The organism is Pseudomonas sp. 13159349 (assembly GCF_013305685.1).
GTDB lineage: Bacteria > Pseudomonadota > Gammaproteobacteria > Pseudomonadales > Pseudomonadaceae > Aquipseudomonas > Aquipseudomonas asiatica.
In genome coordinates this window covers 4,314,837-4,338,623 of sequence record NZ_CP045553.1, presented here as the reverse complement: position 1 = coordinate 4,338,623, position 23,787 = coordinate 4,314,837, and the positions used below count along the sequence as shown (strand labels likewise).

The following is a 23,787-nucleotide window of genomic DNA, read 5'->3' as shown; positions in this document are numbered from 1 at the left end:
ACTAAAGGCGGCAGAGCGGTTAGACTGCGCGCTAATACCCCCTGCGGAACCGTTGCACCATGGCCTCGACCTTGCCCGACCTGAAACTGCTGCGCATCTTCGTCAGCGTGGTGCGCCACCAGGGCTTTGCCAATGCCCAGCGCGAGCTGAACCTGTCGACCTCGGCCATCAGCACCTACATGAGCCAGCTGGAAGGTGCCCTGGGGATCGTGCTGTGCCACCGTGGCCGTGGCGGCTTCAGCCTGACCAGCAAGGGCGAGCTGTTCCACCAGGAAACCCTGCGCCTGCTGGCCGAGCTGGACGGCTTCGAACAGTACGCCGCCGCCCTCAAGGGCGAGTTGCGTGGCACCCTCAACCTGGGGGTGATCGATTCCACGGTCGGTGACAGGGCCTTGCCGCTGGCCGAAGCCATTGGCGCCTACAGCCAGGAACACCCGGCGGTGCACCTGCACTTGTCGGTATCCAGCCCTTACGAGCTGCAACTGGGCGTGCAGGACAACCGTCTGGACCTGGCGATCGGGGCGTTCTCCTCGCGCATGAGCGGGCTGCTCTACCAGCCGCTGTACCGTGAGCAGCACTGGCTGTACTGCAGCAGCCGCCACCCGTTGTATGCCGAACGGCGCATCCCCGAGCAGGTGGTGACCCAGCAGCGCATGGTCGGGCGTGGCTACTGGAGCCAGGCCGAACTGGCCCGGCATGGCTTCAAGCACAGCGCGGCGACGGTGGAGAGCATGGAGGCGCAGTTGATCCTGATCCTGTCCGGGGCCTACATCGGCTACCTGCCCGAGCACTATGCCCAGGCCTGGGTCGACAAGGGCGACTTGCGCGTGCTGTCGCCGTCGACCTTCGGCTACCAGGCACCGTTCTCGCTGATCATTCGCCGCGGGCGCAGCCGTGAGCCATTGATCCAGACCTTCCGCGACCTCCTCAAAAGCCAGCTCAACGTGGGCTGAAGCCCGGCATATGCTGTATTTCGTCGGCACCCGTTAAATTGTTGGTGCTGTCGACCGACAACATAATGGCGTCCTGCTATATATCAAATTTGCGTGTGCTGCTGTCTACCTCCCTTTCATCCTGCAAGGATTGCCAAGATGCGCATGAATTTGCCCGTCACTGAGCACGAAAGAACCTTTCCCAACGATCAACGCCTGATTTCCACCACTGACCTCAACAGCCGCATCACTTACTGCAACGACGCTTTCGTGGCGATCAGCGGGTTCACCTACGACGAGCTGGTCGGCCAACCCCACAACCTGGTGCGCCACCCGGACATGCCGCCGGCAGTGTTCGGCCACATGTGGGAAACCATCAAGCAAGGCAAACCGTGGATGGGGGTCGTCAAGAACCGGGCGAAGAACGGTGATTACTACTGGGTCAGCGCCTACGTCACGGCCATCTACGAGCAGGGCCGCATCAGTGGCTACGAGTCGGTGCGCTCGGTGCCCACTCGCGAGCAGATCCGTCGCGCCGAGGCGTTGTATGCGCGCCTGCGGGCCGGCCGCACACCGGTGCCGTGGGCGGCCCGCCTGCTGCATGGCCTGGGCCACGGTTGGCCATTGATAGGTGCGGGACTGCTGTCGGCGGCGGGCTACCTGTGGCTACCGCCCTACGCGGCGCTCGGGGTGCTGATGGCCAGCCTGCTGCTGGCCTGGTATCTGGTCGAGCACCGGCAGAACCAGGCGGTCCGCCGCACGCTGGCCGAGCATCCCAAGGCCTTCACCAGCCCGCTGGTGGCACTGACCTACAGTGATAACCCAGGCCTGCAAGGCCAGCTGGATCTTGCCATCATCAGTGAAGAAGCACGCCTGCAAACGGCCTTGACCCGCCTGGTGGATGCCGGGGTCGGGGTGAAGTCGCGGGCAGCGCAGTCGTCCGACTTGTCCGATGCCCAGGCACAGATGCTCGACCGCCAGCGCAACGAGACCGACCAGTCCGCCGCCGCCATCGCGCAGATGGCGGCGACCATCCAGCAGGTTACCCACAACGTGCAGAGCACGGCGCACGCAGCGGGCGATGCCGACCAACTGGCGCAACAGGGCAGCGAGCTGGCGATGCAGAGCCTGCAAGCCATGGGCAGCATGAGCAATGCGGTCAACGACATCGGCCAGGCGGTCAATGCCCTGGCTGAGCAGACCCAGTCGATCGGCAGCGTGGTCGATGTGATTACCTCGATCGCCGAGCAGACCAACCTGCTGGCGCTCAACGCAGCCATCGAGGCGGCGCGTGCCGGCGAACAGGGGCGCGGGTTTGCCGTGGTGGCCGACGAGGTGCGTTCGCTGGCCCAGCGCACCCGTGCCTCGACCGAGGAGATCCACCAGATCATCGCCTCGTTGCGCGCCGGGGCAGCGCGCGCGGTCAGCACTGCCAGCCGCGGCGAGCAGATCTCGCGGGACAGCGTGCACAGCGTCGAGGCGGTGCAGGCAGCGTTGAGCGGGATTGCCCAGGCGGTCAGCCGCATCACCGGCATGAGCCAGCAGATGGCGACGGCGTCGGAGCAGCAGAGCCATGTGGCCGAGGACATCAACCAGCAGATCGTGCGCATAGCCCACCTATGCGACCAGAGTGCCGGGCAGGCCAGGCAGGGCGCGGAAATCAGCCAGGACCTGGAGCGCATGGCGGAATACCTGCATAGCCTGGCAGAGCGGTTCAACCGTTGAGATCGCCGGGGCCGCTTTGCGGCCCTTTCGCCGGCAAGCCAGCTCCCACAGGTATCGCACAAGGCTCAGGCCTGTGGTGATCCTGTGGGAGCTGGCCTGCCGGAGAAAGGCCCGCAAAGCGGGCCCCGGTTCTGTGGCAAACTGTTCCCGCCAAGGAGAACCCCATGCCCAGACCCCGCTGCGAGCGCTGCCAGCGCCCGCTCGACCATTGCCTCTGCCCACTGATCCCCGCGCTCGACAGCCGTACCCGCGTCATCCTGCTGCAGCACCCCAGTGAAACCGCCCATGCCCTGAATACCGCCCGCCTGGCCGCCCTTGGCCTGAACAACGCCGAGTTGCGGGTAGGCGAGGTATTCGATGACCTGAACGAATTGCTGGCGACCCCCGGTTACCGGCCGGCCCTGCTGTTCCCGGGCGACGACGCCCAGAGGTTGGTGGCCTATGGCAAGACGGACGACAAACCCTTGCTGTTGATCGTACCCGACGGCACCTGGCGCAAGGCACGCAAGCTGTTGTACCTGAACCCATTGCTGGAGGCGTTGCCGCGAGTGACGCTGGGGGCTGTCGCGCCTTCACGCTACCGCTTGCGCAAGGCGCCGGAGGCGGGGGCGTTGTCGACTATCGAGGCGGTGGTGGGGGCGCTCAATGCGCTTGAGCAACCGGCCTGTTTCGATGCATTGCTGGCGCCGTTCGAGGCATTGATCGAAGGGCAGATCAGGGCCATGGGCGAGGAGACGTTCCGGCGCAACCATGGCAGCGAGTAGGGGCTGGGGGCTGCCTTGCAGCCCATTCGCAGCACAAGGCTGCTCCTACAGGAAAGCGCGCAACATCTGTAGGAGCAGCCTTGAGCTGCGAATGGGCCGCAAAGCGGCCCCGGCTATCTCGAACCCGATCAACGCATATCAGGCAAACGTGCCTCGGTGCGTACTTCGGTGGTAGCCAGCGCTTCCGGTGGCAGCGAAATACGTTGCTTGGTCAACAGCTCGCCCATGGTCGCCAGCACGCGGTAGCGCGAGAACTCCTCGGTATAACGCACCTCGGTGTAGCGGCGGTCGGCGTTGTACAGCTCGTTTTCACTGTCGAGCACGTCGAGCAGGGTACGTTGGCCCAGGCCGAACTGGTCCTGGTAGGCGGCACGCACGCGCTTGGTGGTCTCGGCGTATTCACGCGCAGTCGGCAGCTGCTTGCTGGCGTTGTTCATGGCGTTCCACGCCAGGCTCAGGTTTTCGGTCAGCTCACGCAGGGCGTTATTGCGGATGTCCAGGGCCTGGTTGATCTTGTGCGCGTCGGACTGCAGGCGAGCCTTGTCGCTGCCGCCGCGGAACAGGTTGTAGTTCATTTCCACGCCGGCTTGCCAGTCGTTGTTGTTGTGGCCTTTCTCGCCACCGGTGTTGTTGTTGGCACCGGTAGCCAGAATGGCGTCGAAGCGTGGGTAGAAGGTCGACTTGGCCACTTCGTATTGCTGCTCGGCAGCATTGACGTCAGCCTGGGCAGACTTGATGTACGGGTTGTTCTGACGCATGCCGTCGCGGGCTTCATCAAGGGTGCCAGGCACCTCGCCCTTGATGGACTGCGGGCTTTCCAGCTCGTCCGGCATGCGGCCGACGACGCTGAAGAAGTTGGCCTCGGCATCGGCCAGGTCGACTTCGGCGGTGTCCAGGTTGTTTTCCGCCAGGGCGCGACGTGCGCGGGACTGGTCAAGGTCGGCGGTGCTGCCGACGCCGCGCTCGTTGCGCAGGCCGATCTGGTCGTTGACGCGCAGGTGGGCTTGCAGGTTGTTCCTGGCCAGGGTCACCAGTTCACGGCGTTTGAGCACTTCCAGGTACACCTCGACTGCACGCAGGGCGACATCCTGGGCAACGGCCTGGGTGTAGTAGGCGCGGGAGGTGGAGACCGCTTCGGTGCGGCCCACTTCATTCGAGGTGTTGAAGCCGTCGAAGATCATCTGCCGCAGGCGCAGCTCGGACTGGGTGTAGTTGAGGGTTTCCTTGTTGTGGTTGCCCTCGGCACGCGTCGTGGTGTTGTCAGAACGCTGGCGGCCATAGCCTGCGACCAGATCCACGGAAGGGTAGTAGCCACCACGCGCAAACTTAACATCTTCATCGGCAGACAGCTTGCTGTTGCGGTTGGAGCTGACCTGCGGGTGGTAGTCCACGGCGCTCTGGACAGCCTCGGTGATCGACATCGCCTGTACGTTGGCACTCGCCAGGGCCAACAGTAATGCACTGGTGATGGGGTTCAAAACGCGCATGGTACATCTCCCTGATCCTGGAATTGATCCTGCTATTCGCCAAAAAAATGACGATAAAGTTATTTCATATAGTGTTGCAGGTTTTTAATAACACAGCTAAGTACATTCAACGCGATAGACAAGAAGATTTATTCATATCAAATTGCCATAACCTAATTAAATAATCTAACAGGCTCGCAGGTGAACCTTGGAAATGGCGGCGTAAAACTCCATTAAGGCCAATGAATACAGGGCTTTAACCGAGTTCCAGAATCATTTCGGATAAGGGAAGCACGAACTAGGCGAAAGTGATATTTGGCGACAGAATATTGTCACTTTGGCTTGTGCAGGGTTTTCTGGCTGAGGATATACAGGCTTACCAGGACTGCACTGGACAACATGAAGATGCGTGCCCAGAACAGGGGCACCAGATAGCACGACAGGCCGATGCTGGCCCACATCAGGCCGATGGCGTAGACCTTGCCCTTGAGGGGGATACCTTCACCACTGAGGTAGTCACGGATCCATGGCCCGAGCTTGGGGTGATGAACCAGCCAGTGGTGAAAGCGCGGCGAACTGCGGGCAAAGCAGGCAGCCGCCAATAGCAGGAACGGGGTGGTGGGCAATACCGGCAGGAATATCCCCAACACCCCCAACGCGACGCTGAGCCAGCCGGTGGCCAGCAGCAGGTAGCGCACAGGCGACTTAGTGGTGACGTGGCTTGAGCAGTGCCGGCTTTTCGTCAGGGGCATGCAGCAGCAGGAACAGCGCCGTCAGTGCTTCGGGGATCTGTACGATCATGTCGTCCTGCAGGTTGGCGTTGCTGGCGATGTCGGCGAACTCCGGCTGCTCGTCGAACAGGCCCGAGCCGACCATGATCGGCAGCAGCATCTCGCTGACTTCTTCCTCGGCGTTTTCGAACCAGGCCTCTTCACGCAGGAATACGCCTTCCATGAAGCCGATGCACCAGCCGCGCAGGTCGGAATCGTCCGGCTCTTCGGTCAGGTCGAGGTCGCACGGCAGCTCGAATTCATCGTCGCTGGCCAGCTGGCGGGCGATGTGTGCCTTGAGCGCTACCAGGGTGGCCTCGATCTCGGTGCGCTGAGCGTCGCTGGCGTAGTGCGGCTCTTCGGCGAACAGGGCGTCGATCCATTCGCGCTCGGGCACTTCCTCGGCATTGATCGACAGGGCGGTGAGGTAGCCGTGGGCGGCGACATAGTCCAGCGCTTCTTCGTGCAGCTCGTCGGCGTCGAGGAAGGCTTGCAGGCGGGTCAGTTGCTCGGCGAAGGACATTACAGGGCTACCTTGGGGAATAAACGATAACGAATTCTAGCACCTTGCGACGGCAGCGGGGTAAAGGGAACGTCTATCGCCGTGGTGCCCTGCGCGGGGCGGTGCTGCGGTATACTCCGCGATTTTTCATCCAGGGGCAGGATTTGCCGGCCGCCTGGCAAAAACCGCTTACGCATTTGGCGTGTGCGGGGCGGGTTTTTCGTCCAGCCTGTATCCGGGATGGTACGGCGATTTGTGGAGTTGCACATGCTCGAACAGGCTCAGCGCGTTCTCAAGGACGTCTTTGGCTACGACAGTTTCCGCGGGCGCCAGGCAGCGATCATCGACTGCGTGGCTAATGGCGGCGATGCCCTGGTGCTGATGCCCACCGGCGGCGGCAAGTCGTTGTGTTTCCAGGTGCCGGGGCTGCTGCGTCCGGGCCTGACAGTGGTGGTCTCGCCACTGATCGCGCTGATGGACGACCAGGTCGCCACGCTCGACGAACTGGGTGTGCCGGCTGCCGCGCTGAACTCCACGCTGACCCCCGAGCAGCAGCGTGACCTGGCCGGGCGCCTGCGCCGTGGCGAAGTGAAGATGCTGTACCTGGCACCGGAACGCCTGGTGCAGCCGCGCATGCTCGACTTCCTGCGTGATCTGGATATCTCGCTGTTCGCCATCGACGAGGCCCACTGCGTGTCGCAATGGGGCCACGATTTCCGCCCCGAATACCTGCAATTGGGCCAGTTGGCCGAGCTGTTCCCGCATGTGCCGCGCATAGCGCTGACCGCCACCGCCGACATGCGCACCCGTGAAGAGATCGTCCAGCGCCTGCACCTGCAAGGCGCCGAACGCTTCCTGTCGAGTTTCGACCGGCCCAACATCTTCTACCGCATCGTGCCCAAGGAGGCGCCGCGCAAGCAACTGATGGCCTTCCTCGGCGAACGCCGCGGCAACGCCGGTATCGTTTATTGCCTGTCACGCAAGAAGGTCGACGAAACCGCTGCCTTCCTCTGTGACCAGGGCTTCCCGGCGCTGCCGTATCATGCCGGCCTGGCAGCCGAGACGCGCGCGGCCAACCAGCACCGTTTCCTCAACGAGGAAGGGCTGATCATGGTCGCCACCATTGCCTTCGGCATGGGCATCGACAAGCCGAACGTGCGTTTTGTTGCCCACCTTGACCTGCCCAAGTCGCTCGAGGCGTACTACCAGGAGACCGGCCGTGCCGGCCGTGACGGGCTGCCGTCCGATGCCTGGATGGCCTACGGGCTGCAGGACATGGTCATGCTCAAGCAGATGCTGCAGAACTCCGAAGGGGACGAGCGCCACAAGCGCATCGAGCAGCACAAGCTCGATGCCATGCTGGCCCTGTGCGAAGAAACCCGCTGCCGCCGCCAGTCACTGCTGGCCTATTTCGACGAAACCCTCGAGCAACCGTGCGGGCACTGTGACAACTGTGTCGACCAGGTGCAGACCTGGGATGCCACCGAGCCTGCCCGCCAGGCGCTGTCGGCGGTGTTCCGCACCGGCCAGCGCTACGGCGTCGGGCACCTGGTCGACGTGCTGCTGGGCAAGGACACCGAAAAGGTGCGCAATTTCGGCCACGAAAAACTCTCGGTTTTTGGCGTCGGCAAGGGGCTGGCCGAGGTCGAGTGGCGTTCGCTGTTCCGTCAGCTGGTGGCGCGCGGCCTGGTCGACATCGACCTGGAAGGCTACGGTGGCCTGCGCCTGTCCGACAGCTGCCGGCCGCTGCTGCGGGGCGAGGTGACCTTGCAGCTGCGCCGTGACCTCAAGCCGCAGACCACCGCCAGGACGTCGTCGTCCAGTGGCGGCAGCCCGGCCAGCCAGCTGGTGCGTGCCGAAGAGCGCGAGCTGTGGGAAGCACTGCGTACCCTGCGGCGCAAGCTGGCCGAGGAGCACAGCGTGCCGCCCTATGTCATCTTCCCCGACTCGACGCTGCTGGAGATGCTGCGCAGCCAGCCGGTCAGCCTCAGCGACATGGCCCAGGTCAGCGGCGTGGGTGCGCGCAAGCTGGAGCGTTATGGCCAGGCCTTCCTCGAGGTGCTGAACAATAGCGGTGGCACCGAAGAAGCACCGAAAGTGGTGCTCGACCTGCGCCACGAACTGGTCAGCCTGGCACGCGCCGGCATGACCCCGGCGCAGATCGCCGGCCAGCTCAACTGCAGCGAGAAGAACGTCTACAGCCTGCTGGCCGAGGCGCTGGGCCGCCAGGAACTGAGCCTCGAGCAGGCCCTGGACCTGCCGGAAGACCTGTTGATGGAAGTGCAGGATGCCTTCCTCGATGGCGAGGGCGAGCTGCCACCGGTGTCTGCGATCGTGCCGCTGTTCGGGGGGCGGGTGCCGGAGGGCGTGCTGTACTGCGTGCGGGCTGCGCTGGCGGCCGAGTTCGAGCTGTAAGTGGTGACAGGATCGGAGGCAGAACTGCCATCTGCTGACCTTTGTCATGTTTTTTGACGATTATCGAATATTCCAGGGTGCCCGAGCCTTGCCTCGTGGGGCGGGCCATGGTTAGCTGCCTAATAATTAGATCTATTCAATGAGTTGCTTATGCCCCTGACCGACAACCAACACCGCTTCGGCATGCAGCTGGCCCAGATGTCCCGGGGTTGGCGTGCCGAGCTGGACCGCCGCCTGGCCGGGCTCAACCTATCACAGGCACGTTGGCTGGTGTTGCTGCACCTGGCCCGTTTCGAAGAGGCCCCGACCCAGCGTGAGCTGGCCCAGAGCGTGGGCGTCGAAGGCCCGACCCTGGCGCGCCTGCTCGATAGCCTGGAAGCGCAGGGGCTGGTACGCCGGCAGGCGGTGCTGGAGGACCGACGGGCGAAGAAAATTGTGCTGTGCCCGCCGGCCAAGCCGCTGATCGACCAGATCGAGACCATTGCCAATCAACTGCGGGTAGAGCTGTTCACCGGGGTGGATGAGGCGGAGCTGCAGGTGTGCATGCGGGTGCATGCCAAGATCCTGGCCAACCTGGAGAAATCCTGATCAACCTGCACCCGCGATCGTTGTAGGAGCAGCCTTGTGCTGCGAAGAGGTCATTCCAGGCACAGAACATCTTCTGTCAAACCTGCCTCTTCGCAGCACAAGGCTGCTCCTACAGGTTCAGTGCAGGCCCTAGAAGGTATGCCCAAGGTTCAGGTACACCGCCTGCTCATGCGCACTGTTGGCACCATAAGTGAAGTTCAAGGGCCCCAGCGGCGTCTCCAGCCCCAGGAAGATGCTCGCCGCATTGATGTACCCACTGTCGAACTCGTTGTCGTTGTTCCACGCCCGCCCTCGCTCCAGCGACCCGCCGATGTACAGCGGGAAGTCCAGCGGTACGTAGGCCCGTGGCGTCAGGCGGCGGTAGTAGACCATGCGCATCAGGCTCACGTTCTGCCCCGACACCGAGTCCTGGCGAAAGCCTGACAGCTCCCGCGCGCCACCCAGCACGAAGCTCGACGTCACCACCTCGGTATCATCCAGCGTGCGCCCGTAGCGCCCGCCCAGAACGAAGGTGTTCGGCCCGCTGCTGATGGCCTTGTCCAGGTTGAACATCCACTGCCGGTAATCCTGGTCAGAATCCAGAGACTGGTCATACTTGCGCAAGGTCAGGCCGATATCCTCGCCGCTGTGCGGGAAGTACACATTGTCCAGGGTGTCGAACGAGTACTTCAGCTCGTAGAAACCTTCGTTGAAACTGACCTTGGGCAGGTCCTGGTCGCCGATGCGCACCTCGGCCTCGCCCCAGGCCTTGCCCACGCCCAGGCGCACTTCACCGTTGGTACCGATCTGCCGCCCCACGTTAAGGCCAAAACCGTAACGCTCCAGGCGGTACTCGGCTACCGGGTCGTTGTCCAGGGTGGCTTCGATGTTCTGCGAGCTGAAGTCCAGGTACGGTGCGATGAAATAGCGCGAGCCCACGTCCAGCGGCTGGTAGAACTCGCTGTACAACTCCTGCTGGTCGCCGATCTGGCCACGGGTCAGCCATTCGGCGCCGAGGCTGTTGATGCCGTTTACCCGGTAGCTGGCGCCCAGATTGAAGGCGCTGTCGCCGCGCAGGTCGTCCGACAGGTTCAGGCCCAGGCGCAGGTAGTCGGTGCCACCGCGTCGGCCCCGGGCGTTGATCACCAGGGTGTTGTCGTCGCCCTTGTGCACCACGCGGTACTGCACCCGGTCGAAGTAGTCCAGTCCGTACAGCGTGCCCATGTCGGTCTGCAGGCGGCCTAGCTCCAGCGGCGCACCGATCGGCTGGCGGATGTACGAGCGGATGACCTCGTCGCTGACCTTGGAGTCGTTCTCGATCCTGATCGCGGTTATCGTTGGCGTGCGCTGGCGTGGCGAGCGGGCCACGGCCAGGCTGCTGTCACCTTCGGGCTGGCGCAGGGCGACAAGGCGCGGGTCGAGCAGGCGGGTGGCGCGGTAGCCGGCCTCGATCATTTCCCTGGCGCGGCCAAAGTCGGTGACGCCAAAGGCGGTCAGCGGTGGCTGGATGAGAATGTCGTCGCGGTGCAGGCTGGCCAGTTGTTCTTCCGAGTTGCGCCGGGTCATCAGGGTGATCGACTGATTGAGCACGTCGACCACCGTGGCCAGCTGCTTGCGGTCACGCAGCGGCGTGCCGATGTCGACCACGATGGCCAGGTCCACACCCATTTCGCGGGCGACGTCCACCGGGATGTTGTCGACCATGCCGCCGTCCACCAGCAGCCGGCCGTCCAGCTCGACCGGGGCGAACACCGCCGGGATCGACATGCTGGCGCGGATCACCTGGGGCAGGTGGCCACGGCGGAACACCACCTTTTCGCCACTGGCAATGTCGGTGGCCACGGCGCGGAAGGGGATTGGCAGCTTGTCGAAGTCACGGGTGTCGGCGGTGTGCGCCAGCTTGCTTTCCAGCAGCAGCGCCAGGTTCTGGCCCTGGATCACCCCCAGCGGCAGGCCCAGGCTGCCGTCGTCGCGAAAGCTGAGCTTCTGTTTGACCAGAAAGTCGCGGTCATCCTGCTTGCGCCGGAACGGCACGTCCTTGCGCGGCGGGGCATCGGACAGCGCCTGTTGCCAGTCGAGGGTGGTGGCAAGCTTTTCCAGCTCTTCGACGCTGTAGCCAGAGGCATACAGGCCGCCTATCACCGCCCCCATGCTGGTGCCTGCGATAGCGTCGATGCGTACCCCCTGTTCCTCCAGGGCCTTGAGCACACCGATATGGGCCAGGCCGCGGGCCGCGCCCCCCGACAGCACCAGGCCAACCTTGGGCCTGGCCGGTTCGGCGGCGAATGCTGTGAAGGAGGAGAGGGTGAGCAGGAAACAGAACAGCAAACGGCGCATCGTGAGTCTCAAACCGTGGGCTAAAGACGGCTAGTATAAGCGGCCCCTCATCTGGAGATGCCTCACCATGGCCGACAGCAAACCGGAAATTGTCATCACGTATTGCACCCAGTGCCAATGGCTGCTGAGGGCCGCCTGGTTGGCCCAGGAACTGCTCAGCACCTTTGCCGACGACCTCGGCCGAGTGGCCCTGGAGCCTGGCACCGGCGGTATCTTCCGCATTACCTGCAATGGCGTGCAGATCTGGGAGCGCAAAGCCGACGGTGGCTTCCCCGAAGCCAAGGTGCTGAAGCAGCGGGTGCGCGACCAGATCGACCCGCAGCGTGACCTGGGTCACAACGACCGCTGAATCAGGCGCTTTCGGCCAGTGGCCGCTGCCTGGGCGGTTGTTCGGCGGCCAGGCGGCTGGAAAGCACGATGGCGAAGATGATCAGTGCACCGCCCAGCAGCATGCGCAGGGTGGGGGTTTCGGCGAACACCACCCAGGCCACGGCGATGCCGTAGACCGGCTCCATGCCGAACACCACGGCGGCGGTGCGCGCCTTGATCACCGACAGGCTGGCGACGAACAGGCTGTGCGCCACGCCGGTGCAGAAGATGCCGAGCAGGGCGATCCACAGCCAGTCCATGGTAGTTACGCCGGCCAGGTCCGGCGCCGCGAACGGCAGCAGGCACAGGCCCACTACCAGGTTCTGCCACAGCGCCGCCTGCACTGCAGGCAGGCGGCCGGAGCCTGCGCGGTTGGTGAGTGACAGCAGGGAGAACAGCAGCCCCGACAGCAATGACCAGAGCAGGCCACCGGTGGCTTCACTCGCCAGGTCGAATGCCGGCGTGACCAGTACCAGGCCGATGCTGACCAGCAGTACCAGCAAAGCCTCATTGCGGCGGATGCGTTCGCGGAACAGCAGGCCCTCGAGGATCACGGTAAAGGCCGGGAAGCTGGCGAAACCGAGGGTGGCGATGGCCACGCCGGCAACCTTTACCGCGATGAAGAAGCTGACCCAGTGGCCGGCCAGCAGCACGCCACCGAGCAGCAGGCGGCGAGTGTCCTGGCCGCTCAGGCGTTGCCAGCCCGGGCCGGCCAGGCTGGCGAACAGGGCCAGGGCGAGCACGGCGAAGGCGGCGCGGCCGAAGACGATGATCGCCGGGCTGGCGCTGGTGGCCAGTTTGCCGAAGACGCCGGTGAGGCCGAAGAACAGCGCGCCGATGTGCAGGGCGCCGAGGGCGGTGCGGTGGTTCATGGGTGGTCCTTGCTCAAGATCTCTACTGGCTGTGCCGGCCTCTTCGCGGGTAAACCCGCACAGCTACTGCACCGCTTTCGAAGCCTTTGCAGTACCTGTGGGAGCGGGTTTACCCGCGAAAGGGCCGGCACAGGCCAAGTGTATAGGCTCAGGAGAATGCATTCTGTCGCAAGGCTAGTGTGGTTTGTCGCCAGACTCTCGCCGCAAAGCCAGCGGCGTACACCCGAACGCCCGCAACATCGCCGCCGAAAACGCACTTTGCGAGCTGTACCCCACCTGCGCCGCAATCTCCCCCATCGGTAGCAAGGTCTGCATCACCAGCCGTCGCGCCTTGAGCAAGCGCCGCTGGCGAATGTAGTCCATCGGCGTCATCCCGCATTCCGCAGTAAAGCGCGCATGCAGGCGGGCGCTGGACAACCCGGCGATGCGCGCCAGGTCAGCCACTTGCAGCGGGTAGGCGGCATGCCGCTCGATATGTGCGTCGAAGGCGGCATAGGGCAGACGCTGGCTGGCTGTGACGCTGGCGGCCGCCGTGGGGTTGAGGCTGGCCAGCAGCAGCGCTGCCCCTTGTCGGGCAATCAGCGGGTCGTGCATGGGGCTGGTCGCCAGCCAGTCCACCAACTGTTGCTGGCGCTCATCCAGGCCCAGGGCGGCGGGGCGGTCGAGCAGGCGGCGGCTGGCATCTGCATGTTCGCCCAGTTGCTCGCGCAACCAATGGTCCCCTGGTACATCCAGCACCAGGCAATCGCTGCCGCCATCGCTGGCGCAGGTGTGATGGGCGCCCGCCGGTACCACGATCAACCCCTGTCGATCGATCCCGGCGCCATGCCCCTGCACCTCGAAGTCCAGACGACCGCGCAGGCCGAACACCAGTTGCGGGTGTTCGTGGCTGTGGGCGATCAGGCTGTCGCGGTAATGGCGCAGCGAGAGGATCGGGCCGGCGGTCATGGGGAGAGTCGTCCTCGCAGGGCAGAACCGCATTGTGCCTCAATCCCCGCAGTCCATCACTCGTAACGGTTTTGCCACCGATCTGTCATCCGCGCCTGCCAGTCTCCAGCAAACTGCGCCGGAGCCTGCCCATGACCCATGCCGAACTGTCACGTCCCTCGCGCAAGCAACGTGTGCGTACTCTGTGGATTTCCGATGTGCATCTGGGCACCCGCGACTGCCAGGCCGAACACCTGTCGCAGTTCCTCAAGGGCTACCAGGCCGACCGTATCTACCTGGTTGGCGATATCATCGATGGCTGGAAGCTGCGCGGTGGTATCTACTGGCCTCAAGCCCACACCAACGTGATTCGCCGCCTGCTGACCATGAGCAAGCGGGGCACCGAGGTGATCTACGTCACCGGCAACCATGACGAATTCCTGCGCCGTTACTCCAGGCTGATCCTCGGCAACATCCAGCTGGTGGACGAGGCCGAGCACCTGACCGCCGATGGCCGCCGCCTGCTGGTGATCCATGGCGACCAGTTCGACGTGATTACCCGTTACCACCGCTGGCTGGCGTTCCTCGGTGACCGTGCCTACGAGTTCACTCTGGTGCTCAACCGCTGGCTCAACCACTGGCGTGCCCGCTATGGATACGGCTATTGGTCACTGTCGGCGTACCTGAAGCACAAGGTCAAAGGTGCGGTGAACTTCATCAGCGACTTCGAAGATGCCATTGCCCACGAGTGCACCCGCCGCGGTTTTCATGGGGTGGTGTGTGGGCATATCCACCATGCCGAGATTCGCCAGGTGGGGGAGGTGGAGTACCTCAATTGCGGGGATTGGGTGGAGTCGTGCACGGCGTTGATCGAGCATTGGGATGGCACGATCGAGCTTTATCGGCTGGCGGAAGCACAGGCGCGAGAGGTGAAGGCAGCAGCGGCGGTGCGCGAACCGGCTTAGGGCTTGATAGCCCAGGGGCTGCAAAGCAGCCCCAAAAGATCTACAGGCTGATCTTGCCCAGCAGGATATCCCTGAACATCACGAAATCCCCGATCAGGCTATACAGCGGATGGGTAAAGGTTGCAGGCCGGTTCTTTTCGAAAAAGAAATGCCCGACCCAGGCAAAGCCGTAGCCGAACACGGGCAAGGCCAGCAGCAACAACCATTTGCCACTGCCGATGGTGTAGGCCAGCAGGGCTATCACCAGGCTGGTGCCGACGAAGTGCAGGCGGCGGCAGGTGGGGTTGCTGTGCTCCCCCAGGTAGTAAGGGTAGAACTCGGCAAAACTGCGAAACTGCGCTGTGCGGTTCATGACAGTGCTCCGGGATTAACACTTCTGGACAAGATGCACGGCGTGGAGCCTGATTCGAGTCTAGAGTGACTGGCGAAGCCTATCAGTGACAATAGGCGCCAATTGAATATCCTTGGGGTTCACCGCAGGAGCGGTCAGCATAAGAAGCCTGTCATGAGCGAAAGAACCACGTCAGCCAGCTGGGCATCAGGGATCGTGAAGGCACTCGAACTGGAAGGGCTGGACTGCCGGGCCATGTTCAAGCAGCTGGGGCTGGATTTCGCTGCCCTCGACGACCCCGACGCGCGCTTCCCCCAGGACTCCATGACCCGGCTGTGGCAACTGGCGGTAGAGCTGTCGGGCAACGAGGCCATAGGCCTGAACATGGCGCGGGTGGTGCGCCCGGCATCGTTCCATGTGGTGGGTTATGCGTTGATGTCCAGCCGCACCCTGGCCGAAGGCTTCGAGCGCCTGGTGCGTTACCAGCGCATCATTGCCGAAAGCTCCGACCTCAGCTTCGTCCTCGGCCCTGAGGGCTATTCGCTGATCCTGACCGTACACGGCGACCACCTGCCACCGACCCGGCACAGCGCCGAAGCATCGCTGGCCTGTGCGCTGGCGCTGTGCAGCTGGCTCAGCGGTCGGCCGGTGCAACCGCGCCGGGTGCTGGTGCAGGGGCCGCAGCCAAAGAATATCGAACCCTACAAGGTGGCGTTCCATTCGCCGCTGGTGTTCGGTGCGCCGCACGATGCGCTGGTGTTCGAGCGCGCCGACATGGAGGCACCGCTGCCCACCGCCAATGAAGCCATGGCGATACTGCATGACCGTTTTGCCGGCGAATACCTGGCGCGTTTCTCGGAAAGCCGGGTCACCCACCGGGTGCGCCAGGTATTGTGCCGCATCCTGCCGCAGGGCGAGCCCAAGCGCGAAACCCTGGCCCAGGCCCTGCACCTGTCGCAGCGCACCTTGCAGCGGCGGCTGCAGGAGGAGGGTACCAGCTTCCAGACCCTGCTTGACGACACCCGCCGCGAACTGGCCGAACAGTACCTGGCGCAGCCGGGCATGACCCTGCTGGAAACCGCCTACCTGCTGGGTTTTGCCGACCCCAGCAATTTCTACCGTGCGTTTCGCCGCTGGTTCCATGTCACGCCCAGCGAGTACCGCGCCCGCCTGGGCGCCGAGCCCGAGGTGGTCAGTGGCGCCAGAACGCCGGCATGCACAACACTAGCACGGTGATGATTTCCAATCGGCCGAGCAACATGCCGCTGGCGAGAATCCACTTGGCAGCATCCGGCAGCGTGGCGTAGTTGCCCGATGGGCCGATCACTTCACCCAGGCCCGGCCCCACACCCGAAACCGTACCCGCAGCGCCGGTCAGGGCAGTCATCCAGTCCACGCCAAGCAAAGACAGCAGCAGCGCCATGACGCAGATGGTGATGGCGAAGAAGAACGAGAAGGTCAGGATCGAACGCACGATTTCTTCGTCAAGGCGGTGGCCGTTGTACTTCTGCTTGATCACCGCACGTGGGTGGATCAGCTGATTGAGGCTGGCCTTGAGCAGGATGTAGGCGACCTGGAAGCGGAAGATCTTGATACCACCAGCCGTCGAGCCGGAGCAGCCACCGACGAAGCCCAGGTAGAAGAACAGCATCAGCGAGAAGTTGCCCCACAGGCTGTAGTCACCCAGGGCGAAGCCGGTGGTGGTGACCACCGAGGTCACGTTCAGCGCCACGTGGCGCAGGGCGTCGAGCCAGTGCAGGTTGGTGGTGGCCCAGTACCAGGTGCCGAGCACCAGCCAGGTAACCACCAGCATGCCCAGCAAACCCTGCACCTGCTGGTCGCGGATCAGTGCCTTGCGGTTGCCGCGCAGGGTCGCCACGTAAAGGGTGAAGGGCAGGCTGCCGAGGATCATCACCACAACCGCGACCCAGTGCACGGCCGGGATATCCCACTTGGCCAGCGACTGGTCGGAGGTGGAAAACCCGCCAGTGGAAATCGCCGACATGGCGTGGTTGATCGCATCGAACGGGCTCATGCCAGCCCACCAGAAGCCCAGCGCGCCCAGGATCGAGAAGCCGACGTATACCCCCACGATCGACTTGGCGACCATGTGCGAGCGCGGCATTACCTTCTCCGAACGGTCGGATGATTCGGTCTGGAACAGGCGCATGCCACCGATGCGCAGCAGCGGCAGGATCGCTACCGCCATGCCGATGAAGCCGATGCCACCGAGCCAGTGCAGCATCGACCGCCACATCAGGATGCCCGGTGACATGTTGTCCAGCCCGCTGAGTACGGTGGCACCGGTGGCGGTGATGCCCGACATGCTCTCGAAGAAGGCGTCGGTGTAGCTGATGTGCTGGGTCAGCAGGAACGGCAGGGCGGCGAACACGCACACCACCAGCCAGCTGCTGACGGTCAGCAGGTACATGTCGCGCGGGCGCAGGTGCACATGCTCGGGGCGACCCTGAAGCACCAGGGCCAGGCCGGCGATGAAGGTGATCAGGCTCGACCAGAGGAACGACGGCATGTCACGGGTGCGTTCGAAGATCACCAGGGTCGCCATGGGCACGGCCATGCTGACGGCGAGGGTAATCAGGAAGATGCCGATGATGAAACCAATGATCCTTAAGGTCGGCAACGCCATGTGATCTGCTCTGACTCGAAACGGAAGGGCGCCATTCTACCTATGGGTCTGGTGATGTAAACGCTAGAATGGCCGCACATTTACCTGCCAGGAGGGTAGCCGATGGAGGCTCTCGACGCATTGCTCAACCGTGTTTCCGTGCCACGCCTGACCGACCCGGCGCCCAATGCCGCCCAGCGCGAGGCGCTGTTCCAGGCCGCCCTGCGCGCCCCGGACCACGGCCAGCTGCGGCCGTGGCGCTTTCTCACCATCGAAGGCCAGGGCCGCGAGAAGCTGGGTGAGCTGTTCGCCGAAGCGCTGCAGCACAAGGGGGATGCCACCCAGGCTGCCCTGGACAAGGCCCGCGCCATGCCCCTGCGGGCGCCGTTGCTGATCGTGGTGATTGCCAAGCTGCAGGACCACTTCAAGGTGCCCAAGTCCGAGCAGCGGCTGGCGGCGGGCTGTGCCGCGCACGGCATCCTGATTGCGGCGCATGCGCAAGGTATCGGTGCGGTATGGCGCACCGGGGACATGGCTTTCGATGCCCATGTGCACAAGGGCCTGGGGCTGGCTGCGAACGAGGAGCTGATCGGTTACCTGTATGTGGGTACGCCGCTGACCGAGCCGCGCACCGCGCCGATTCTGGAAACTGCTGATTTCGTCAGTGCCTGGGGTGAATAGCGCGGCCTGGGGCTGATTGCCGTATCAAGGCATCCGGCCCTTTCGCGGGTAAACCCGCTCTCACAGGTGTGGCGCAAGTTTCAGGCCTTGCACGGTTACCTGTGGGAGCGGGTTTACCCGCGAAGAGGCCGGGAGCATTTACATCAAATCAACTGCCTGTCGCTTCAGTCACAGGCAACTCCAGCCGCGCCACGAAGCCCCCCTGTGGATGGTTCTCCAGTACCAGGCTGCCACCGTGTCGCTCCGCCGCCTTGCGTGCAATCGCCAGCCCCAGCCCATGTCCCGGCGCATCCTGCCCCGGCGCACGGAAGAACGGTTCCCCCAACTGCGCAAGGTGCTCCGCCGCCGCCCCCGGCCCATGGTCACGCACGCTGATCAGGATACGGTCCTGTTCGCGCGCGGCGCTGACTTCGATCGGCTGGCCCTGCGGGTTGAAGCGCAGGGCATTGCGCAGCAGGTTGTCCACGGCACGCTCGATCAGCGTTGGCCAGCCTTGCAAGGTCAACCCCGGCTGAGCCTCCAGGCGCACATCCTGCTCTGGTGCGCTGAGCTGGGCGTCCTTGCGCACGCTGCCGAGCAGGGCGTTGAGGTCCACCGGCTCGGCATGGGCCTGTTCGGCATCGACCCGCGCCAAGGCGAGAATTTCGCTTATCAGGTCTTCCAGGCGGTCGCATTCGCGGGTCAGGCGTGGCCACAGCGCTTCACGCTGCTCAGGTTCGGCGCGCTCGGCCAAGGCCAGGGCAATACGCAGCCTGGCCAGCGGTGAACGCAATTCATGGGACACATCGCGCAGCAACTGGCGCTGGCTGCCGATGGTGCTTTGCAGGCGCGCGCCCATCTTGTTGAAGTCCTTGGCCAGCACGCCGAATTCGTCACGCCGCGCCGCCAGCTGCGCCAGGCTGTTCTGCTGGTAGGTGGTCTGGCCCAGGTCATGCACGGCGCTGCGCAGACGGCTGAGCGGGCGGGTGATGGACAGGGTCACCAGCAGGCTGAACAGGGTCAGCACCACCAGGGCAATGCCCAGCGCACTGAGCGGCCACAGCAGGCTTTCGCGGTGCCAGGCATCCAGCGCCGGGTGGGGGATGCGGTAGATCAGCAGGTACGTCTGGCCGGTGTCGGGGCTGGTGTATTCCTCGGTCAACCGGCGCCACGGCAGGCGCCGCTGGTCATTGTGCTGGCGTGCCTCGAAGGCCGCCGCACGGCGCGGGAAGGTGCCGGGCACCACGGCTTCGCCACTGTCGTCGAGCACCTGCACGTCGATCTTGTAGCGGTCCTTGCGCCGTTCCAGGAAATGCTGTGCCGAAGCCAGGCCTTCCTGTTCGTAATGCTTGGCCCACTTGCTGGCCAGGGTATTCAGGCCCGGGTGGCGGCTGAGGATCCAGGCGTCCTGGTTGAGCATGTGGCCCAGCAGGATCGACAGGCCCGCAACCAGGGTGATGGCCAGCCAGAAACTGGCCAGGATGCGCCAGAACAGTGAACGCAAGTGCACCTCCTGCAAACAAGAAAAGCCCGGCTCGCACTGAGGCGGGCCGGGCATCGGGCGGACAGCTTACTGGGCCTTGTTGCCTTTTTCAGCTTTCCAGGCCTGGAACTCCTGCCACTCGGCTTTCTGTGCGGCGCGTTCCTTCTGCAGTTCGTCGAACTTCTTCTGCTGCTCAGGCTTGAGCAGGGCGCGGACCGCGCTGTCGGTCTTGTCGCGGTTGGCCTGCAGTTCGTCCTTCATCGCCTTCTGGTCGGCGGCCGGCAGTTTGGACAGGTAGCGCTCGGTAATGTCGCGGCGCTGTTTCATCTGCTCGCCCATCAGCTTGCCGATCTGCTGGCGCTGGTCACGGCTCAGGTCCAGCTGGTGGAAAGGCGCATCACCGCGATGATGTGGGCCGTCGTGGCGCATGCCGCCTTCAGGCATGGCCATGGCCACGGTCGGCAGGGCGGCGGCGAACATCAGGGCGATAAGGGTCTTGCGCATGGTGTCTCTCCTTTCATGGGCCGGTGGTTACCGGATGAGCACAGTCTAGGGAGATCACCGTCAAGCGCGGTCAGCGGATGGTAAAGGCTCGGTAAAGATGTTCAGAGGCAGTAGTAATAGCCACGGCTGCGCAGGGCGACGATGCGTGGCCGGCCATCGGCGTGGGGGCCGATCTTCTTGCGCAGGTTACTGACGTGCATGTCCAGGCTGCGGTCGTACAGGGTCAGCTTGCGGCCCAGGCTGATCTGCGCCAGTTCCTGCTTGTCCAGCGGCTCGCCGGGTTGGCGCAGCAGCGCTTCCAGAATGCGGCTTTCGGACAGGGTCAGGGTCATTTCACGGCCATCGATGCTGGCCACGCCACGGGCAGGGCTGTAGACCAGGTCGCCCAGCTCCACCTGGCTGGTGGTGGCGGTGGGGTGGCTGCGGCGCAGCACGGCACGCAGGCGAGCGGTGAGTTCACGCGGGTCGCAAGGTTTGGCCAGGTAGTCGTCGGCGCCCAGTTCCAGGCCGAGAATGCGGTCCAGCGGCTCGCCGCGGGCCGAGAGCATCAGTACCGGCAGTTCGGCATGCTCGCTGCGCAACTGCTTGAGCAGTTCCAGGCCACTGCCGTCGGGCAGCATCACGTCCAGCACCACGGCCGCCGGGGCATGCGTGGCCAAGGCCTGGCGTGCGCTCTGGCCATCGTGGCAGGCGCGCACGGTAAACCCTTCCTGGGTCAGCCAGCTGCCGAGCAGCTCGCACAGCTCCTGGTCATCATCTATCAGTAACAGCTCGCTCATGACTCACTCAATTCAACCATTGACGGCGGCTATTCGGCCCGCCAGTGGCAAAGATACCGCAGACTGATGGCAACAGTATAACTGCTGGTACCGCGTGGCCTTCTTCGCGGGTAGACCCGCTCCTACAGGAGCAGTGCAAGCTTGAAGCCTGCGCCGTCTCTGTGGGAGTGGGTTTATCCGCGAAGAAGCCCACGCGGTCTCAGATCAAGGCAGCACTTGCTTGAACGGCTTGACCACCACCTTGTCGTACACGCCCGCGGCAATGTAGGGGTCGGCATCGGCCCAGGCTTGCGCCGCGGCGAGGGAGTCGAACTCGGCAACGATCAGGCTACCGCTGAAACCCGCTTCGCCAGGGTCGTTGCTGTCGATGGCCGGGTGCGGGCCGGCCAGTACCACGCGGCCCTCGGCCTTCAACTGCTGCAGGCGTTCGATGTGCGCCGGGCGGGCAGCCAGGCGCTTTTCCAGGGAGTTTGCGACGTCGCTGGCGATGATGGCGTAGAGCATGTCAATCCTTGGGTTTGGAGGTAGAAGGGTCGTCGTGCAGGTGGCGCGACAGGTACACGCCCTGCGCTACCAGGAACATCACGGTCATGCCCAGGCTGCCGAACACCTTGAAGTCGACCCAGAAGTCCTGGAAGGTGAAGGCGACGAACAGGTTGGCCGCGCCACAGAACAGGAAGAAGCCGATCCAGGCCAGGTTCAGGCGGGTCCAGATGGCATCGGGCAGGCTCAGGGCGTGGCCCATGATGCGCTTGATCAGCACCCGGTCGCCGATGAAGTGGCTGCCGGCGAAGCCCAGGGCGAACAGCCAGTTCACCACCGGTGCCTTCCACTTGAGGAAGGTTTCGCTGTGGAAGGTCAGGGTCAGGCCGCCGAACACCAGGCAGGCCACCAGGGTGAGCCACTGGCCCTTTTCCAGCTTGCGCTGGCGCAGGAACAGCGCGCCGTAGACCACCAGCGAGCTGATGATCAGCATGGCCGTGGCGCTGTAGATGCCGCCGAATTCGAAGCTGTGGCCGGCGACTTCCATGGGGCGCGGGTCGAGCTTGTAGACGATGAAGAACAGCAGCAGCGGGATGAAATCGATGAATTGTTTCACAATGGCAGCCAGAATCGGGATGTGACGGCATAATAACAAACATCGATTCCAGCGAAAGCGCTCCTCCATGAATGTTGATCTGCACTGTCACAGCACGGCCTCCGACGGCGCCCTGTCGCCTTCGACACTGGTCGCCCGGGCCCATGAGCATGGGGTGCAAACGCTGGCACTGACCGACCATGACACCATCGAAGGCCTGCCCGAGGCGCGCCAGGCGTGCCGCGACAAGGGCATGCACTGGGTCAGCGGGGTGGAGCTGTCGTGCACCTGGGGTGGCGCGACCATCCATGTGCTGGGCTATGACTTCCCGCTCGACGCACCGCCCCTGCTGGCGGCGATCGAAGCGCTGCACCGTGGCCGCTGGCTGCGCGCCGAAGAAATCGACAAACGGCTGGCGGCCAAGGGCATGCCCGGTACCCTCGACGGCGCTCGCGCCGTGCAGCACGAACTGGGCGATAGCGGCAACGCCCCGGCGCGCCCGCATTTTGCCGAGTACCTGGTGCGTGCCGGGCACGTCAAGGATCGCAGCGAGGCGTTTCGCAAATGGCTGGGCGCCGGCAAGCTGGGGGACGTCAAGCAGCACTGGCCGACCCTTGATGAAACCGTCGCGACCCTGCGCCAGTCCAACGCTTGGGTGAGCCTGGCGCATCCCATGCACTACGATCTGACCCGCAGCAAGCGCAGAAGACTGATTGCCGACTATATTCAGGCAGGCGGGCAGGCGCTTGAAGTGGTCAACGGGATGATGCCTGCCGAGCAGGTGGGCACCATGTCCATCCTCACCCGTGAGTTCGGCCTGCTGGCAAGCGCTGGCAGTGACTTCCACGGCCCCGGCACCTGGGGCGAGATCGGTGCCTACCGGCCTTTGCCCGAGGACCTGCCACCTCTGTGGCGCCGATTCAGCCATGAACAGCCTTTGGCGGTATGAACAGGACGACTACGTGAGCCAATTTTTCCAGATTCATCCGGAGAACCCGCAGCAGCGCCTGATCAAGCAGGCCGTCGAGATTATCCGCAAGGGCGGTGTGGTGGTGTACCCGACGGATTCGGCCTATGCACTGGGTTGCCAGATGGGTGACAAGGCGGCCATCGAACGGGTGCGGCGCCTGCGCGGGCTGGACAAGACGCACAACTTCACTCTGATGTGCTGCGACATGTCGCAGCTGGGTTTGTACGCCAAGGTCGACACCGGCACCTTCCGGCTGCTCAAGGCACATGTGCCGGGGCCTTACACGTTCATCCTCAACGGCACGCGCGAAGTGCCGCGCCTGCTGTTGCACGATAAACGGCGCACCATCGGGCTACGGGTGCCGGCCCATGCCATTACCCTGGCCCTGCTGGCCGAACTGGGCGAGCCGTTGATGAGTGTGAGCCTGATCCTGCCAGGCGACACCGAGCCGATGACCGACCCTTACGAGATCCGCGAGCGCCTGGAGCACCATGTCGACCTTGTGATCGACGGCGGTTTCGGTGACCTCAAGGCATCGACCATCATCGACCTGTCCGGTGATGAACCGGAACTGGTCCGTGAAGGCTGCGGCGACCCCACGCCGTTCCTGGTCAACGCGTGAGCCAGGTGGAAACGCCCGAGGCACCGGCCGAACAGGCCGAAACGCCTCGGCAGCTGCAGTTGGCACTGGTCTATGGCGAAGCCCTGACCGAACTGCCACTGGACCTGTACATCCCGCCGGACG

Annotated in this window: 24 protein-coding genes and 1 pseudogene; 12 read left to right on the top strand and 13 right to left on the bottom strand. The window is 64.0% G+C overall.

What is annotated here, in order from left to right; all coding sequences use genetic code 11:
* The first annotated feature begins 59 nt into the window (after positions 1–59).
* From GEV38_RS20035 to GEV38_RS20025, 4 genes and pseudogenes are all read left to right on the top strand, one after another.
* Entirely contained in the window at positions 60–953 is an 894-nt protein-coding gene (locus GEV38_RS20035; RefSeq protein ID WP_013973692.1) for a LysR family transcriptional regulator, read from the top strand.
* Positions 954–1,091: 138 nt separating this feature from the next.
* Positions 1,092–1,400 (top strand): annotated as a pseudogene (locus GEV38_RS28075) (PAS domain-containing protein); the annotation flags it as partial.
* 228 nt (positions 1,401–1,628) lie between these two features.
* Positions 1,629–2,657 (top strand): methyl-accepting chemotaxis protein, encoded by a 1,029-nt coding sequence (locus GEV38_RS20030; protein ID WP_371035233.1) that lies wholly within the window; start codon positions 1,629–1,631, stop codon positions 2,655–2,657.
* A 164-nt stretch (positions 2,658–2,821) separates the two neighbouring features.
* On the top strand, positions 2,822–3,421 hold the full coding sequence (locus tag GEV38_RS20025) for a tRNA-uridine aminocarboxypropyltransferase (protein ID WP_015271291.1): 600 nt from the start codon (positions 2,822–2,824) through the stop codon (positions 3,419–3,421).
* Positions 3,422–3,549: 128 nt separating this feature from the next.
* Here GEV38_RS20025 and GEV38_RS20020 read toward each other — a convergent pair whose 3' ends face one another.
* From GEV38_RS20020 to GEV38_RS20010, 3 genes are all read right to left on the bottom strand, one after another.
* On the bottom strand, positions 3,550–4,908 hold the full coding sequence (locus GEV38_RS20020) for a TolC family outer membrane protein (RefSeq protein WP_003259075.1): 1,359 nt from the start codon (positions 4,906–4,908) through the stop codon (positions 3,550–3,552).
* A gap of 311 nt (positions 4,909–5,219) precedes the next feature.
* Entirely contained in the window at positions 5,220–5,639 is a 420-nt protein-coding gene (locus tag GEV38_RS20015; RefSeq protein WP_161551430.1) for a YbaN family protein, read from the bottom strand.
* The gene (locus GEV38_RS20010) at positions 5,593–6,180 is read right to left on the bottom strand and encodes a YecA family protein (RefSeq protein WP_013973687.1); all 588 of its coding nucleotides are present in this window, start codon (positions 6,178–6,180) and stop codon (positions 5,593–5,595) included. The genes GEV38_RS20015 and GEV38_RS20010 overlap by 47 nt, the downstream gene beginning before the upstream one ends.
* Before the next feature lie 246 nt (positions 6,181–6,426).
* On the opposite strand from GEV38_RS20010, the gene recQ reads away from it, so the two are divergent.
* Both recQ and GEV38_RS20000 read left to right on the top strand, forming a co-directional pair.
* Positions 6,427–8,574 carry a DNA helicase RecQ gene (gene recQ / locus GEV38_RS20005; RefSeq protein ID WP_015271290.1) on the top strand — a complete coding sequence of 716 codons (2,148 nt, stop codon included), beginning with the start codon at positions 6,427–6,429 and terminating at the stop codon, positions 8,572–8,574.
* A 150-nt stretch (positions 8,575–8,724) separates the two neighbouring features.
* Complete coding sequence (locus GEV38_RS20000; RefSeq protein ID WP_013973685.1) at positions 8,725–9,162, top strand: MarR family transcriptional regulator; 438 nt, start codon at positions 8,725–8,727, stop codon at positions 9,160–9,162.
* A 129-nt stretch (positions 9,163–9,291) separates the two neighbouring features.
* Here the strand turns inward: GEV38_RS20000 and GEV38_RS19995 are convergent, their stop codons facing one another.
* The gene (locus GEV38_RS19995; RefSeq protein ID WP_013973684.1) at positions 9,292–11,478 is read right to left on the bottom strand and encodes a patatin-like phospholipase family protein; all 2,187 of its coding nucleotides are present in this window, start codon (positions 11,476–11,478) and stop codon (positions 9,292–9,294) included.
* Between the two features lie 67 nt (positions 11,479–11,545).
* On the opposite strand from GEV38_RS19995, the gene GEV38_RS19990 reads away from it, so the two are divergent.
* A complete protein-coding gene (locus tag GEV38_RS19990; RefSeq protein WP_003259082.1) occupies positions 11,546–11,827 on the top strand; it encodes a SelT/SelW/SelH family protein in 282 nt (93 codons plus the stop codon).
* 1 nt (position 11,828) lies between these two features.
* Here GEV38_RS19990 and GEV38_RS19985 read toward each other — a convergent pair whose 3' ends face one another.
* The gene (locus GEV38_RS19985; RefSeq protein WP_054573795.1) at positions 11,829–12,719 is read right to left on the bottom strand and encodes a DMT family transporter; all 891 of its coding nucleotides are present in this window, start codon (positions 12,717–12,719) and stop codon (positions 11,829–11,831) included.
* 174 nt (positions 12,720–12,893) lie between these two features.
* Complete coding sequence (locus tag GEV38_RS19980; RefSeq protein WP_015271288.1) at positions 12,894–13,667, bottom strand: AraC family transcriptional regulator; 774 nt, start codon at positions 13,665–13,667, stop codon at positions 12,894–12,896.
* Positions 13,668–13,798: 131 nt separating this feature from the next.
* On the opposite strand from GEV38_RS19980, the gene GEV38_RS19975 reads away from it, so the two are divergent.
* Positions 13,799–14,611, top strand: coding sequence for a UDP-2,3-diacylglucosamine diphosphatase (locus GEV38_RS19975; RefSeq protein ID WP_039612598.1), 813 nt, complete (start codon positions 13,799–13,801; stop codon positions 14,609–14,611).
* Between the two features lie 40 nt (positions 14,612–14,651).
* Here the strand turns inward: GEV38_RS19975 and GEV38_RS19970 are convergent, their stop codons facing one another.
* The gene (locus GEV38_RS19970; RefSeq protein ID WP_015271286.1) at positions 14,652–14,963 is read right to left on the bottom strand and encodes a DUF962 domain-containing protein; all 312 of its coding nucleotides are present in this window, start codon (positions 14,961–14,963) and stop codon (positions 14,652–14,654) included.
* Positions 14,964–15,116: 153 nt separating this feature from the next.
* Here GEV38_RS19970 and GEV38_RS19965 point away from each other — a divergent pair, with 153 nt between their 5' ends.
* Positions 15,117–16,178 (top strand): AraC family transcriptional regulator, encoded by a 1,062-nt coding sequence (locus tag GEV38_RS19965; RefSeq protein WP_023662138.1) that lies wholly within the window; start codon positions 15,117–15,119, stop codon positions 16,176–16,178.
* On the opposite strand, the gene GEV38_RS19960 is transcribed toward GEV38_RS19965, so the two are convergent.
* Positions 16,135–17,589: a TrkH family potassium uptake protein gene (locus tag GEV38_RS19960; RefSeq protein ID WP_013973677.1), complete on the bottom strand. Its 1,455-nt coding sequence runs from the start codon at positions 17,587–17,589 to the stop codon at positions 16,135–16,137. The genes GEV38_RS19965 and GEV38_RS19960 overlap by 44 nt on opposite strands.
* 102 nt (positions 17,590–17,691) lie before the next feature.
* On the opposite strand from GEV38_RS19960, the gene GEV38_RS19955 reads away from it, so the two are divergent.
* Positions 17,692–18,249 carry a nitroreductase family protein gene (locus tag GEV38_RS19955; protein WP_013973676.1) on the top strand — a complete coding sequence of 186 codons (558 nt, stop codon included), beginning with the start codon at positions 17,692–17,694 and terminating at the stop codon, positions 18,247–18,249.
* Positions 18,250–18,397: 148 nt separating this feature from the next.
* Here the strand turns inward: GEV38_RS19955 and GEV38_RS19950 are convergent, their stop codons facing one another.
* From GEV38_RS19950 to GEV38_RS19930, 5 genes are all read right to left on the bottom strand, one after another.
* The gene (locus tag GEV38_RS19950) at positions 18,398–19,738 is read right to left on the bottom strand and encodes a HAMP domain-containing sensor histidine kinase (RefSeq protein WP_054573796.1); all 1,341 of its coding nucleotides are present in this window, start codon (positions 19,736–19,738) and stop codon (positions 18,398–18,400) included.
* A 60-nt stretch (positions 19,739–19,798) separates the two neighbouring features.
* Entirely contained in the window at positions 19,799–20,215 is a 417-nt protein-coding gene (locus GEV38_RS19945; RefSeq protein ID WP_013973674.1) for a Spy/CpxP family protein refolding chaperone, read from the bottom strand.
* Between the two features lie 101 nt (positions 20,216–20,316).
* Entirely contained in the window at positions 20,317–20,994 is a 678-nt protein-coding gene (locus GEV38_RS19940; RefSeq protein ID WP_013973673.1) for a response regulator transcription factor, read from the bottom strand.
* Positions 20,995–21,198: 204 nt separating this feature from the next.
* On the bottom strand, positions 21,199–21,498 hold the full coding sequence (locus GEV38_RS19935; RefSeq protein WP_015271283.1) for a YciI family protein: 300 nt from the start codon (positions 21,496–21,498) through the stop codon (positions 21,199–21,201).
* 1 nt (position 21,499) lies between these two features.
* On the bottom strand, positions 21,500–22,093 hold the full coding sequence (locus GEV38_RS19930; RefSeq protein ID WP_003259096.1) for a septation protein A: 594 nt from the start codon (positions 22,091–22,093) through the stop codon (positions 21,500–21,502).
* A gap of 67 nt (positions 22,094–22,160) precedes the next feature.
* Here GEV38_RS19930 and GEV38_RS19925 point away from each other — a divergent pair, with 67 nt between their 5' ends.
* Both GEV38_RS19925 and GEV38_RS19920 read left to right on the top strand, forming a co-directional pair.
* Positions 22,161–23,021, top strand: coding sequence for a PHP domain-containing protein (locus GEV38_RS19925; RefSeq protein WP_054573797.1), 861 nt, complete (start codon positions 22,161–22,163; stop codon positions 23,019–23,021).
* A gap of 13 nt (positions 23,022–23,034) precedes the next feature.
* Entirely contained in the window at positions 23,035–23,664 is a 630-nt protein-coding gene (locus GEV38_RS19920; protein WP_038408376.1) for an L-threonylcarbamoyladenylate synthase, read from the top strand.
* Positions 23,665–23,787: the final 123 nt, after the last annotated feature.

Bases quoted from the DNA above. Each gene is read 5' to 3' on its own strand.
- GEV38_RS20035 (WP_013973692.1), top strand. From the start codon at position 60: ATGGCCTCGACCTTGCCCGACCTGAAACTGCTGCGCATCTTCGTCAGC.
- GEV38_RS20030 (WP_371035233.1), top strand. From the start codon at position 1,629: ATGGCCAGCCTGCTGCTGGCCTGGTATCTGGTCGAGCACCGGCAGAAC.
- GEV38_RS20025 (WP_015271291.1), top strand. From the start codon at position 2,822: ATGCCCAGACCCCGCTGCGAGCGCTGCCAGCGCCCGCTCGACCATTGC.
- GEV38_RS20020 (WP_003259075.1), bottom strand. From the start codon at position 4,908: ATGCGCGTTTTGAACCCCATCACCAGTGCATTACTGTTGGCCCTGGCG.
- GEV38_RS20015 (WP_161551430.1), bottom strand. From the start codon at position 5,639: ATGCCCCTGACGAAAAGCCGGCACTGCTCAAGCCACGTCACCACTAAG.
- GEV38_RS20010 (WP_013973687.1), bottom strand. From the start codon at position 6,180: ATGTCCTTCGCCGAGCAACTGACCCGCCTGCAAGCCTTCCTCGACGCC.
- recQ (WP_015271290.1), top strand. From the start codon at position 6,427: ATGCTCGAACAGGCTCAGCGCGTTCTCAAGGACGTCTTTGGCTACGAC.
- GEV38_RS20000 (WP_013973685.1), top strand. From the start codon at position 8,725: ATGCCCCTGACCGACAACCAACACCGCTTCGGCATGCAGCTGGCCCAG.
- GEV38_RS19995 (WP_013973684.1), bottom strand. From the start codon at position 11,478: ATGCGCCGTTTGCTGTTCTGTTTCCTGCTCACCCTCTCCTCCTTCACA.
- GEV38_RS19990 (WP_003259082.1), top strand. From the start codon at position 11,546: ATGGCCGACAGCAAACCGGAAATTGTCATCACGTATTGCACCCAGTGC.
- GEV38_RS19985 (WP_054573795.1), bottom strand. From the start codon at position 12,719: ATGAACCACCGCACCGCCCTCGGCGCCCTGCACATCGGCGCGCTGTTC.
- GEV38_RS19980 (WP_015271288.1), bottom strand. From the start codon at position 13,667: ATGACCGCCGGCCCGATCCTCTCGCTGCGCCATTACCGCGACAGCCTG.
- GEV38_RS19975 (WP_039612598.1), top strand. From the start codon at position 13,799: ATGACCCATGCCGAACTGTCACGTCCCTCGCGCAAGCAACGTGTGCGT.
- GEV38_RS19970 (WP_015271286.1), bottom strand. From the start codon at position 14,963: ATGAACCGCACAGCGCAGTTTCGCAGTTTTGCCGAGTTCTACCCTTAC.
- GEV38_RS19965 (WP_023662138.1), top strand. From the start codon at position 15,117: ATGAGCGAAAGAACCACGTCAGCCAGCTGGGCATCAGGGATCGTGAAG.
- GEV38_RS19960 (WP_013973677.1), bottom strand. From the start codon at position 17,589: ATGGCGTTGCCGACCTTAAGGATCATTGGTTTCATCATCGGCATCTTC.
- GEV38_RS19955 (WP_013973676.1), top strand. From the start codon at position 17,692: ATGGAGGCTCTCGACGCATTGCTCAACCGTGTTTCCGTGCCACGCCTG.
- GEV38_RS19945 (WP_013973674.1), bottom strand. From the start codon at position 20,215: ATGCGCAAGACCCTTATCGCCCTGATGTTCGCCGCCGCCCTGCCGACC.
- GEV38_RS19940 (WP_013973673.1), bottom strand. From the start codon at position 20,994: ATGAGCGAGCTGTTACTGATAGATGATGACCAGGAGCTGTGCGAGCTG.
- GEV38_RS19935 (WP_015271283.1), bottom strand. From the start codon at position 21,498: ATGCTCTACGCCATCATCGCCAGCGACGTCGCAAACTCCCTGGAAAAG.
- GEV38_RS19925 (WP_054573797.1), top strand. From the start codon at position 22,161: ATGAATGTTGATCTGCACTGTCACAGCACGGCCTCCGACGGCGCCCTG.